The 12211-nt window shown below is 64.4% G+C and carries 12 protein-coding genes and 1 tRNA gene; all 13 read left to right on the forward strand.

Going from position 1 to position 12211, the window contains the following annotated elements; all coding sequences use genetic code 11:
• Positions 1-293: 293 nt before the first annotated feature.
• Positions 294-1109 (forward strand): sugar phosphate isomerase/epimerase family protein, encoded by an 816-nt coding sequence (locus tag AC24YW_RS34145; protein WP_487486816.1) that lies wholly within the window; start codon positions 294-296, stop codon positions 1107-1109.
• Positions 1110-1138: 29 nt separating this feature from the next.
• Positions 1139-2776, forward strand: coding sequence for an ABC transporter substrate-binding protein (locus AC24YW_RS34150; RefSeq protein WP_487486817.1), 1638 nt, complete (start codon positions 1139-1141; stop codon positions 2774-2776).
• Between the two features lie 2 nt (positions 2777-2778).
• Positions 2779-3762: an ABC transporter ATP-binding protein gene (locus tag AC24YW_RS34155; RefSeq protein ID WP_487486818.1), complete on the forward strand. Its 984-nt coding sequence runs from the start codon at positions 2779-2781 to the stop codon at positions 3760-3762.
• Entirely contained in the window at positions 3759-4745 is a 987-nt protein-coding gene (locus AC24YW_RS34160; protein ID WP_487486819.1) for an ABC transporter ATP-binding protein, read from the forward strand. The genes AC24YW_RS34155 and AC24YW_RS34160 overlap by 4 nt, the downstream gene beginning before the upstream one ends.
• Complete coding sequence (locus tag AC24YW_RS34165) at positions 4745-5674, forward strand: ABC transporter permease (RefSeq protein ID WP_487486820.1); 930 nt, start codon at positions 4745-4747, stop codon at positions 5672-5674. The genes AC24YW_RS34160 and AC24YW_RS34165 overlap by 1 nt, the downstream gene beginning before the upstream one ends.
• Entirely contained in the window at positions 5671-6534 is an 864-nt protein-coding gene (locus tag AC24YW_RS34170) for an ABC transporter permease (protein ID WP_487486821.1), read from the forward strand. The genes AC24YW_RS34165 and AC24YW_RS34170 overlap by 4 nt, the downstream gene beginning before the upstream one ends.
• Before the next feature lie 276 nt (positions 6535-6810).
• Entirely contained in the window at positions 6811-8661 is a 1851-nt protein-coding gene (gene ilvD, locus AC24YW_RS34175; protein ID WP_487486822.1) for a dihydroxy-acid dehydratase, read from the forward strand.
• Between the two features lie 220 nt (positions 8662-8881).
• Positions 8882-9205: a hypothetical protein gene (locus AC24YW_RS34180; RefSeq protein ID WP_487486823.1), complete on the forward strand. Its 324-nt coding sequence runs from the start codon at positions 8882-8884 to the stop codon at positions 9203-9205.
• 278 nt (positions 9206-9483) lie between these two features.
• Positions 9484-9573, forward strand: a tRNA-Ser gene (locus AC24YW_RS34185).
• A 161-nt stretch (positions 9574-9734) separates the two neighbouring features.
• Positions 9735-9956: an Arm DNA-binding domain-containing protein gene (locus AC24YW_RS34190; protein WP_487486824.1), complete on the forward strand. Its 222-nt coding sequence runs from the start codon at positions 9735-9737 to the stop codon at positions 9954-9956.
• Entirely contained in the window at positions 9953-10384 is a 432-nt protein-coding gene (locus tag AC24YW_RS34195) for a tyrosine-type recombinase/integrase (protein WP_487486825.1), read from the forward strand. The genes AC24YW_RS34190 and AC24YW_RS34195 overlap by 4 nt, the downstream gene beginning before the upstream one ends.
• Positions 10385-11026: 642 nt before the next feature.
• The gene (locus tag AC24YW_RS34200; protein ID WP_487486826.1) at positions 11027-11692 is read left to right on the forward strand and encodes a LuxR C-terminal-related transcriptional regulator; all 666 of its coding nucleotides are present in this window, start codon (positions 11027-11029) and stop codon (positions 11690-11692) included.
• 14 nt (positions 11693-11706) lie between these two features.
• Entirely contained in the window at positions 11707-12021 is a 315-nt protein-coding gene (locus AC24YW_RS34205; protein WP_487486827.1) for a hypothetical protein, read from the forward strand.
• Positions 12022-12211 lie beyond the last annotated feature (190 nt).

Raw genomic sequence — 12211 nt, forward strand, 5'->3', positions numbered from 1 at the left:
CCAACCCCATGTAGCGCGATCAGAGGGTGATGCCCGTGGAAGTGGCCGCCGATCGATGTCCCGCGATGTACGCGAAGGTCGGCTAGGATTCCATTCCGGATCACTACGGGCACGATAGCGCTTGCCATGTGCCCATTCGGCATCGCTCGCAGCGATCGCTTTTGCCTGAGCCGCAGCACGCCCGGGCAGGATGTCCACATCTCGTCCACGCTGCGGAAGACGCATTTCACCGGCCTGTCATTGAACTGGTCTAGCGCTGCTCCCCGTCATCGCTGACGACGAAGGAGCATGCCATGTCGAAGCCGGTTTTGGGCGCCGCATTGTCCATCAAGTCAATTCCTGCGCATCGCGACTGGCTTTTGGAACGGCAGCGCGATCTCGAGATCCAGGACTTCTTCCGCGCCGATCTGCTCGATAGCGACTGGCGCGCAACCGCCGGCGAGATCAAGCAGATGCTCGCAGGCCACACCGGCCGACTCGGCATCCACGGACCGTTCTGGGGCTTCAAGATCGACAGCCATGATCCCATGATCCGTCAGGCCGTGACCAAGCGCCTGCTCCAGGGCCTTGAGGCCGCCGAGTTCCTCGGCGCGACGCAGATGGTGATCCATTCGCCGTTCACGACCTGGGACCACAACAATCTCGATCTCTATCCCGACAATCGCGCCAATATCGTCGAGCGCGTCAAGGCGACGCTCGCCGAGGTGATCGCGCGCGCCGAGACGATCGGCTGCGAGATCGTGATCGAGAACATCGAGGACAAGGATCCGCGCGATCGCGTGCGCCTCGCCAGGGCGCTGGAAAGCAGCAAGGTCCGCGTCTCGCTCGACACCGGGCACGCCAATTACGCCCACATCTCGACCGGCGCGCCGCCGGTCGACTATTATGTCGAGACCGCCGGCGACATGCTGACGCATGTGCACCTGCAGGACACCGACGGCTTCGCCGATCGGCACTGGGCGCCGGGCGAGGGCAATATTCCCTGGGTCGCCGTATTCCGCGCGCTCGGCCGGCTGACGTCGAATCCGCGGCTGATCCTCGAACTCCGCAATCACGACGACGTCCGCAAGGGCGCGGCGCATCTCGCCGCGCTCGGTCTCGCCGAATAACCGACATCACAAAGGGCAGGGTCACCATCATGAGCAAGCTCACCCGTCGCACCATCCTGAAATCCGGCAGCGCCGCCGCAAGCACCTTGCTGCTGCCGCGCTTTGCCATCGCGCAAGGCGACAACCGTCCGTCGGTCACGATCGCCGTGCAGAAGGTCACCAATTCGAACGTGCTCGACGTGCTGCGCGAGCAGTCCAACGTCGGCGAGCGGGTGTTCTTCTCCTCGATCTGGGAAGGCCTGATCTCGAAGAACTGGCGCGGCAAGCTCGAAGCCGTGCCGGGCCTTGCCACCGAATGGCGCCGCATCGACGACCAGACCGTCGAGGTGAAGCTGCGCCAGGGCGTCAAGTTCCACAATGGCGACGAGCTCACGGCGGAAGACGTCGTCTTCACCTTCAGCCGCGAGCGCATGTTCGGCGAGACCGAGGCCAAGAACCGCTCCACCATCAAGGCGTTCGAGAAGATCCCGACGCCGCGCCCGGGCAAGGAGCTGCCGCCCGATGTCCCCGCGGTCGCCCGCCGTATCTGGCCCGACCTCGCGCGCGTCGATGCCGTCGACAAGTACACGGTGCGCTTCTACAACGCGACGCCGGACGTCACGATCGAAGGCCGGCTGTCGCGCTACGGCTCCGACATCATGAACCGCCGCGCCTGGGAAGAGGCGGCGAGCTATCTCGACTGGGCCCGCAAGCCGGTGACGACCGGCCCCTACAAGGTCGTCGAGCTCAAGCCCGACGTGTCGCTGACGCTGGAAGCGCACGACGAATATTGGGGCGGCCGGCCGCCGCTCAAGCGCATCCGCTTTCTCGAAGTGCCGGAGGTCGCGAGCCGCATCAACGGACTGCTCTCGGGCGAATACCAGTTCGCCTGCGACATCCCGCCGGACCAGATCGCCGGCATCGAGAAGAATTCCGCGTTCGAGGTGCAGGGCGGCACGATTCAGAATCACCGCCTGACCGTGTTCGACAAGAACCACGCCGTGCTCGCCAATCCGCTCGTGCGGCGTGCCTTCACCCACGCGATCGATCGCCAGGCGATCGTCGACAGCCTTTGGTCCGGCCGCACCCGCGTGCCGAAGGGCCTGCAATGGGAGTTCTACGGCGACATGTTCAACGCCGACTGGAACGTGCCGGCCTATGATCCCAAGCTGGCGCAGGATCTGCTCAAGCAGGCCAATTACAAGGGCGATCCGATCCCGTATCGCCTGCTCAACAATTACTACACCAACCAGGTCGCGACTGCGCAGATCCTGGTCGAGATGTGGAAGTCGGTCGGCCTCAACGTGCAGATCGAGACCAAGGAGAACTGGTCGCAGATCATGGAGCGTAGCCCAACCCGCGCGGTGCGCGACTGGTCGAACTCGGCCGCCTTCAACGATCCGGTGTCCTCGCTGGTCGCCCAGCACGGCCCCAACGGCCAGCAGCAGCAGATCGGCGAATGGACCAATGCCGAGCTGAACAAACTCTCGGAGTTCCTGGAAACCTCGACCGACCGGCCTGCGCGCAAGAAGGCGTTCCAGCGCATGCTGGAGATCGCCGAGCGCGAAGATCCCGCCTACACGGTGCTGCACCAGAACGCGACCTTCACGGCCAAGCCGAAATCGATCAAGTGGAAGGCGGCGCCCGCCTTCGCGATGGATTTCCGCGCCGGCAATTTCGAGGTCTGACGGTGCCGCCGCTGGTCAGCATCGAGGACTTGCGCGTCGCCTTCAATGGCATGCCGGTCCTGCGCGGCGTCGATATTGCCTTGCAGAAGGGCGAGGCCGTCGGCCTCGTCGGCGAGTCCGGTTCCGGCAAGTCGGTGACGTGGCTCGCCGCGCTGGGGCTGCTGCCGCGCCATGCGCAAGTCTCTGGCTCGGTGCGGCTCGACGGGCGCCAGATTCTCGGCGCGCCGGCCACCGAGCTCGACCAGGTCAGGGGCGGGCGCATCGCCATGATCTTCCAGGACCCGGCCAGCGCGCTCAATCCGGTGCTGACCATCCGCAAGCAGCTCTGCGAAGCGCTGGCGTTGCATCGCAATCTCGAAGGCAACGCCGTGAAGGCGGAGGCGCGGCGGCTGCTCGATCTCGTCGGCATTCCCGACGCGGGCCGGCGGCTCGAGGCCTATCCGCACGAATTCTCGGGCGGCCAGGTCCAGCGCATCATGATCGCGATGGCGCTGGCGGGGAATCCCGATCTGTTGATCGCGGACGAGCCGACCACGGCGCTCGATGCCACCATCCAGGCGCAGATCCTGGAGTTGCTCTCGACCGTCCGCCGCGAGCTCGGCATGGCGATGGTGCTGATCAGCCACGACCTCGGCGTCGTCGCGGAGAATTGCGACCGTGTCGCGGTGATGTATGCCGGCTGCATCGTCGAGCAGGCCCCGAGCAACCAGCTGTTCGCCGATCCCGTGCATCCCTACGCGCAAGGATTGATCGGCGCGCTGCCGCCGCTCGATGGTCCGCGGCGGCGCCTCACCGCCATTCCCGGCACGGTGCCCGATCCCGCGCACATGCCCGGCGGCTGTGCCTTCGCGCCGCGCTGCGCGCTGGTTGCGGAAGCATGCGGCCTCGCGGCGCCGACCCTCGCGCCGATCGCCGACGACCGCAGCGTCGCCTGCGTTCGCGCCGAGGCCTCGCGCCGCGCGCTGCTCGGGATGGCCGCCGAATGAGTCCGCCGCTGGTCGAGGTCTCCGCGATCTCGCGCACCTATGCGATGCGCTCCGGAATGTTCGGGCGAGCTGCGGCCGTGCATGCCGTCGACGGCGTGTCGCTCGCGATTGCCAGGGGCCAGACGCTCGGTCTCGTCGGCGAATCCGGTTCGGGCAAGTCCACCACGGGCCGCATCGTGCTCGGCCTCGAGCCGCCTGATAGCGGCGAGGTGCGGTTTGCCGGCAAACCGATGGCCGCGCCGGGGACGACGGCGTGGCGTGCGCAGCGCGCGCGGATGCAGATGATCTTCCAGGACCCGCTCGGCGCGCTCGACCGGCGTCTGCCGGTCGCAACGCAGATCCGCGAGCCGCTCGACATTCACGGCCTCGGCACGCCCGCGGAGCGCGACGATCGCGTCCGCGAGCTCTTGCGTGCCGTCGAACTGACGCCGGCGCATGGCGCGCGCTATCCCGGCGCGCTCTCCGGCGGCCAGCGGCAGCGCATCGTGCTGGCGCGGGCGCTGGCCACCAAGCCGGAATTCCTGGTCTGCGACGAGCCGGTCAGCGCGCTCGACGTCTCGATCCAGGCGCAGGTGGTGAACCTGTTCTGCGATCTCCAGGCGCAGCTGTCGCTGACGCTGCTCTTCATCAGCCACGATCTGCGCGTCGTCAGGCAGATCAGCAACGTCGTCGCCGTGATGTATCTCGGCCGCATCGTCGAGATCGGCAGCGCCGACGATCTGTTCGCGCGGCCCGAGCACGCCTACACCCAGGCGCTGGTCTCGGCCTCGCCCGCGCCGGGCCGCCGCAGCGCCGGCCGCATCGTGCTGTCAGGCGATCCGCCGAACCCGGCCGCGCGTCCCACCGGCTGCGCCTTCCATCCGCGCTGCCCGCGCGCCATTGCGCGCTGCGCGCGCGAGGTGCCGGCACTCGAAGCCGTCGGCGGCGACAGGCAGGTCGCCTGCCATCTCGTCACCGGCGCTGCGACACGGGACGCCGCCTGATGGGACGCTATTTCGCCATCCGGATCGGACGCGCCGCGCTGACGATCGTGCTCGTCGTCACCTTCGCCTTCATCGTGTTGCGGCTGTCAGGCGATCCCGCGCTGATGATCCTGGGGCCGGAGGCGCCGCCGGAGGTGCTCGCGGCATTCCGCAAGGCGTGGGGCCTCGATGATCCCATTTGGGCGCAATATTTCGACTATTTCGGCGCCATCGCCAAGGGTGAGCTCGGCCGCTCCATGCGCGACGGCCGGCCCGCGATCGAGCTGGTGCTGGAGCGCATCCCGGCGACGCTGGCGCTGACCCTGCCGGCGTTCTTCTTCAAGGTCGCGCTCGGCGTTCCCGCAGGGATCTACGCCGCGCTGCATCGCGGCTCGGGAATCGACCGCGCCGTCATGATGACGGCGGTCGCCGGCTTCACCGTCCCGAGCTTCGTGCTCGCGCTGATCCTGGTGCTCGTCTTCGCCGTGCAGCTCGGCTGGCTGCCCTCGGGCGGGCAGGACAGCTGGCGCCACGCGATTCTGCCGATCGCAACGCTCAGCCTCGGCGGCGCGGCGGTGCTGGCGCGCTTCACCCGCAGCGCCATGCTGGAGGTGCTCGGCCAGCCCTATATCCGCACCGCATCCGCAAAGGGCGTGCCCTGGCGCAGGGTGGTGACCTCACATGCGCTGCCGAACGCGGCGATCCCGACCGTCACCATTCTCGGCTTCATGGTCGGCACGCTGATCGCAGGCGCCGTCGTGGTCGAGAGCGTGTTCGCCTGGCCGGGAGTAGGGCGGCTTCTCGTCGTTGCGGTTGCCAATCGCGATCTCGCCGTCGTGCAATGCATCCTGCTGCTGGTTGCGATGACCATGGTGACGTCCAATTTGATCGTCGACTTCCTTTACGGCTTCCTCGACCCGCGCCTGCGCAGCAAGGGAGCGCATGCATGACTGACGCCACGCTGAAGGACACCAAAGCGTATTCACGCCGCTTCAGCCTGCCGGCGATTCCGGTCTCTGTCGCGCTGGCGATCAGCTGGATCGTCGCGATGCTGCTGATCGCGGCTTTCGCCGACAAGATCGCGCCATACGGCTTCACCCAGCTCGACCTGCGCAACCGGCTCGCTGCGCCCGGCAATGCCGCGCACTGGCTCGGCACCGACGAGCTCGGCCGGGACGTGCTGTCGCGGCTGCTCGTTTCCATTCGCATCTCGCTGCTGATCGCCTTCGGCGCCACGGCGATCTCGGCCGTAGCAGGCACCATGCTCGGCTTCCTCGCCGCGCACTTCCGTGGGGCCGTCGAGCAGCTCGTGCTGATGCTGACCGATTTCCAGGCCAGTATGCCGTTCCTGATCATGGCGCTGGCGGTGCTGGCCTTTTTCGGCAACTCGCTGCCGCTCTTGATCGGCCTGATGGGCCTGTTCGGCTGGGAACGCTATGCTCGCATCGCGCGGGGCCTTGCCATCTCCGCCAATGCGCAGGGCTATGCCGCCGCCGTCCGCCAGTTAGGGGCGACACCATCGCGGATCTATCTCCGGCACATCCTGCCCAACATCGCCTCGACCCTGATCGTCTCGACCACGCTGGTGTTCCCCGAGGTGATCCTGATGGAGTCGGGCCTGTCCTTCCTCGGCCTTGGCGTGCAGCCGCCGATGACCAGCCTCGGCAACATGGTCGGCTACGGCCGCGAATATCTGACTCGCGCGCCCTGGATCATGCTGGCGCCGGCGACCACCATCGTGGTCACCACGCTGGCGGTCTCCGTGATCGGCGACTGGCTACGCGACCGGCTCGATCCGACGCTGCAGTAGGGTGCAGGTCTCGTGTCCCGGACGCGCAAAGCGCGAGCCGGGACCCAGCAGACCAAGCACGTGCTGCCACATGGGCCCCGGCTCGGCAGCGCATCGTCAAAGAGACGCTGCGCTGCGTCCGGGGCACGAGCGCCCCCCGCGCCGGGAGCAGGGGAGCCCTGTCATGCCCAAGTTCCCGTTGCGCCCGCCGGGTCCGTGCGCTATCCGGCCGGAAAGGCCCTGAGGCGGCTCCATATTTTCCCGCTCAGGCCACCAAACCCGAGGACGGAAACCGCCATGCCAGCCTATCGCTCCCGCACCACCACCCACGGCCGCAACATGGCGGGCGCCCGCGGCCTCTGGCGCGCGACGGGCATGAAGGACGCCGATTTCGGCAAGCCGATCATCGCGGTGGTCAACTCCTTCACCCAATTCGTGCCCGGCCACGTCCACCTCAAGGACCTCGGCCAGCTCGTGGCACGCGAGATCGAGCAGGCCGGCGGCGTCGCCAAGGAGTTCAACACCATCGCGGTCGACGACGGCATCGCCATGGGCCATGACGGCATGCTCTACAGCCTGCCGTCGCGCGAGCTGATCGCAGATAGCGTCGAGTACATGGCCAACGCGCATTGCGCCGACGGTCTCGTCTGCATCTCCAACTGCGACAAGATCACGCCCGGCATGCTGATGGCCGCGCTCAGGCTCAACATCCCCGCGGTGTTCGTCTCGGGCGGCCCGATGGAAGCCGGCAAGGTCAAGCTGGCCGGCAAGACCAAGGCCGTCGACCTCATCGACGCCATGGTGGCAGCGGCCGATAGCAAGGTCAGCGACGAGGACGTCAAGGTGATCGAGCGCTCGGCGTGCCCGACCTGCGGCTCCTGCTCGGGCATGTTCACCGCCAATTCCATGAACTGCCTGACCGAGGCGCTGGGCCTCGCGCTGCCCGGCAACGGCTCGGTGGTCGCAACCCATGCCGACCGCAAGCGGCTGTTCGTCGAGGCGGGCCACACCATCGTCGATCTCGTGCGCCGCTATTACGAGCAGGACGACGCGTCCGTGCTCCCGCGCAACATCGCCAACTTCAAGGCGTTCGAGAACGCGATGACGCTCGATATCGCCATGGGCGGCTCGACCAACACGGTGCTGCATCTGCTCGCCGCCGCGCATGAAGGGCAGGTCGCCTTCACGATGAAGGACATCGACCGGCTCTCGCGCCGCGTGCCCGTGCTGTGCAAGGTCGCGCCCTCGGTCGCCGACGTCCATGTCGAGGACGTGCACCGTGCCGGCGGCATCATGGGCATCCTCGGCGAGCTCGATCGCGCCGGCCTGATCGACACATCGGTCTCGACCGTGCACGCGCCGACCATGAACGAGGCGCTGGAGCGCTGGGACATCAAGCGCACCAAGAGCGAGACGGTGCGCACCTTCTATCGCGCCTCGCCCGGCGGCATCCCGACGCAGGTCGCCTTCAGCCAGGAGCGCCGCTACGACGAGCTCGATGCCGACCGCGAGAAGGGCGTGGTGCGCGACCTCGAACACGCCTTCAGCAAGGATGGCGGCCTCGCCGTGCTCTACGGCAACCTCGCGCAGGACGGCTGCATCGTGAAGACCGCCGGTGTCGATGCCTCGATCCTGAAATTCTCCGGCCCCGCGCGCGTGTTCGAGAGCCAGGATGCGGCCGTCGAGGGTATCCTGGGCGGCAAGGTCGTCGCCGGCGAGGTCGTGGTCATCATCTATGAAGGCCCGCGCGGCGGACCCGGCATGCAGGAGATGCTGTATCCGACCAGCTATCTGAAATCGATGGGCTTAGGTAAGGCCTGTGCGCTCGTCACCGACGGCCGCTTCTCCGGCGGCTCGTCCGGCCTGTCGATCGGCCATCTGTCGCCGGAAGCCGCCGAAGGCGGCAACATCGGTCTCGTCCGCACCGGTGACATCATCGCCATCGACATCCCGAACCGCAGCATCAGCCTCGAAGTCTCCGACGAGGAGCTTGCCAAGCGCCGCGCGGCGGAGGAGGCGAAGGGCGATGCAGCGTGGCAGGCGACGGGCCGCAAGCGCAACGTCTCCACTGCGCTGCAGGCTTATGCTGCACTCACCACCAGCGCTGCGCGCGGCGCGGTGCGCGAGGTCAAGCGGCGCGGAAAGTGAGCACGCGCGCCGTTCGCCCGACGTAGATGGTCAACAAGTTCTGAACGGCCGGCGCAAGCCGGCTGTTCGTGTTAAGGATGCCCCGACGAAGTTCGGCAAGGCAGCGCTTTGCGGCGTATACTGCGGCTACCTTCGCAAATCCATTTCGGGCAACTGGGGCACCACCGCAATGTCTCGTACTCTCGCTGTCGTTTTCTCGACCGCCGTCGCCGCGATTTCCATGACGAGCGCAGCCTCCGCCGGCTGCTACAATTGCTACACGCCGCCGCCGTGCACGACCTGCTATCAGCAGCAATATGTGCCGCCGCAATACCGCACCGTCGACGAGACCGTGATGGTCTCGCCCGGCGCCGTGGTCGCGCACCGCACGCCGGCGCAGTACCGCACCGTGATGGTGCCGCAGACCGTGATGGTGGCGCCGCCGAGCGTGCAGTACCAGCAAATCCCGCCGCAATACGCCACCCGCCAGCGCGTCGAGATGGTCTCGCCCGGCTATTCCTATTACGCCCCGGTGCAGATGAACTGCGCGTCCTGCGGCTACTGACGCCACGCAAGAGAACGCTTCGAGCGGCGCTCTCTAGCGGGAGCGCCGTTTGCTTTTGGGGCAAACGCAAACGAGGCCCGGGTATGGAGACCAATCCAGCCGGGCCTCGCAACCGGCGACGCCCTGGGAGAGGTCGCCAGTGTCCCGCGGATTTGCGGAGGGCGCAGCCTAAGCGCACAGGCTGACGCTTGCCTGACAACAGGCTGAAGGCGAGGGTAGGCGAACTTCGCGTTGCCTTGGGCGGGCGACTGGGTTAAGCGACAGCCATTCCAGGCTCAGGAAGGGTGGCCGAGTGGTTTAAGGCACCGGTCTTGAAAACCGGCGTGCCCGCAAGGGTACCGTGGGTTCGAATCCCACCCCTTCCGCCAGTATATTGTTCTCCACTGTTCGCAGTCGTTCGAACTCCACAACAAAATCAGTGGCTTGCGCCGAAGAGCTGTACTTTGCAGTTCGCCGGTGTTTCCCCTAATCGGGGCACTGACCGTAGCATTAGCCCGTGGGTTCGGAGGACGGTTTTCCTGGAGGAACAATGGCTGGAAGGCTCAAACCGCTCGACGTAGAGCGCCAAAGCAAGCCCGGTAAATACGCCGATGGTGATGGGCTCTACTTGATCATCACCGGACCAACGTCGAAGAGCTGGTCATACAGATATTGGAAAGACGGCAAAGAGCGCTGGCACGGCCTGGGCTCCTTGAAGGAAGTGTCGCTAAAAGATGCACGGCTGGCACGGGAGCGGCGAGGCTGCGCGTGAAAGGCGATCGCAGCAGCGCCGGCGAGGACATAGTGCAGGAGAGGCGAAAGGCGCGTGAAGAAGCGAAAGCCGTCGAGGCCCAGGTTGTGTTGCCAACGTTCGAGGAATGCGCGGAAGCCTACATCCGGACGAATTGGTCGACCTGGAGCGAGAAGCATCGCGATCAGTGGCCATCGTCCCTCAAGCGTTACGCCTATCCCACAATCGGCAAACTGACCATCCCGGAGATCAAGCCGAGCCACGTTCACGATCTGCTCAAGCCGATCTGGGTGGAGAAGCGCGAGACTGCAAACCGGGTTCGCGGCCGGATTGAAACGATCATTGCGAAGAACGTTGATATCCACTCCTCCAAACTACTACAGCCAAGCCATTGGTTATTCGCCAGTCTTTCGAAAGCGAGCTTGAAGTGTTCCGGGGAGCTACGGTGAGGAGCTACGAAATCGGCGCATTTTGCTTTGGCACTCTCAATGCCGCCACGACGATCATGGGCTTCATGGGTAGCATGGGAAGTATCCTCTTCTGTTTGCACGACGTGCCGTGCGCTGAGTTCACCCCCCCGATAACCTCGCGCCGCCTACAGCCCCTCTCTGCGTGAATCGGTCGGCTTGCGTTGGCACCGTCCTTGCGGATCAAGCCACATCTCCGTCGGTCTGGCAGGGAGCCGTTTCGCGATGAAGCAGAAATCTCGAGTTCCAAAGCCGCGCAAGCCCACTTTGGCACATATGGTCTCCGATCTGGTGAGATTGCTTAAAGCAATGGAGAACCTAGAGAGGCTGAGAGAGAAAGTCCGCCTAGCTGAGAGCAATCAGCGGCCCCGTTTACCCGATGCAGTCTCGGCATCGCGCCAGGGGACCGACACAATTGCAAAGATCCTTCCGCTGTAGTGTTCACGTCATCAACCGGGCCAAAGTCTTCGCAGTTTTTACGCACTTGCGAGATAAGGCGAATCCCATCTTCATTATCTCTTCCTCCATGCCTACTGCCGGTACCGGACCGTTTACATTATATTTAAAATCATTTATCTCTGCGCTTGGTTTAATATTTATCTCGCTTTTAAATGGAGGGGGTTGATGCGTCGCATTTCGGTGGCCATCGTTGATCATCATCCGATTACACAAGAAGCGCTTGTCAGCGTCATTGGCCGCAACGCCGACTTGGAGCTGCTGGGGACCGGATCGGGCGTCCCCGATATTCTCCAACTCGCGACTGACTGCAGACCTGACATTTTGATTGTTGAAGTCGGTATGCCAGGCAATGCTTTCGAGGCAATCACCAACGTAGTCAGCAGCGTACCTACCGTAAAAGTTGTGGCCTTCACAGGAGTGGTCGGGGTTGCAAGTGCGATTCGAGCGCTTGACGCAGGCGCTGTTGGATTCGTCTTGAAGGCAGGTCAGTCCTGCGAGCTGATCGAAGCCATCCAAGCCGTTGCACGGGGTGAAAACTACATCACCCGGAGCTTTGCCAGCCAAGTCATTGCGGGGTTGCGGGATGAAACGCTTCGGCGGAAGGCTGCAGCCATCATCAACCTTACCATCCGTGAAGAGCAAATCGTCAAGCTTCTGGTCCGTGGCAATACGAACAAGGAAATCGCAGCGCGCCTTAAGCTGAGCGATAAAACGGTGAAACATTATATGACGATCCTCATGCAAAAGATGAATGCTCGCAATCGCTTGGAGGTCGTTGTCGCCGCTCAGAAGATGCAAGATTCCAATTTCGGCGCGCACACGCTCAATTGAGAAACTCCACATCGATGCTGCCGATCAACTTCGGAATGATCCCAATGATCAAGCAAGAAAACGAAACAACCAAACGAAATGGCTCAACGAGAGAGCATTTGTTCTGGGCACGTGAGTTCATCCAGCTCGCCAAAACTCAAGCGCGAAACAAGGGCGTCTCCGACCAGGTCCTTGCACAAGCCATGTTGGTTCATGCATGGATGGTGTTCACGGGACAGAACGAAGAAGCGTCGAGAAGATCTGTCAGTGCGCTCTTTGCGTCGAGCATGGCCAAGAAGTTGGCAGCAGGCTCATTGAACCACAGCAATTCAAGGCCGATGGACTCCTAGGCAGGAGCTCGCGCCTCTGGTTGGTAGCAGCAGAAAGCTTGCCGCATGTTGGGATAGCCGACGCGGTGACCACGAATATCCGACTTCGGGACCTTGTATCATCGCAAGTGGCGTTCGCATCGAAAACAGTTCATCCCACCCTCTACCCACTGGATGAGCCGAGTTTGCGAGGTGCTCGTCCTGACATTTG

The sequence above is a fragment of the Bradyrhizobium sp. USDA3516 genome (assembly GCF_057651995.1).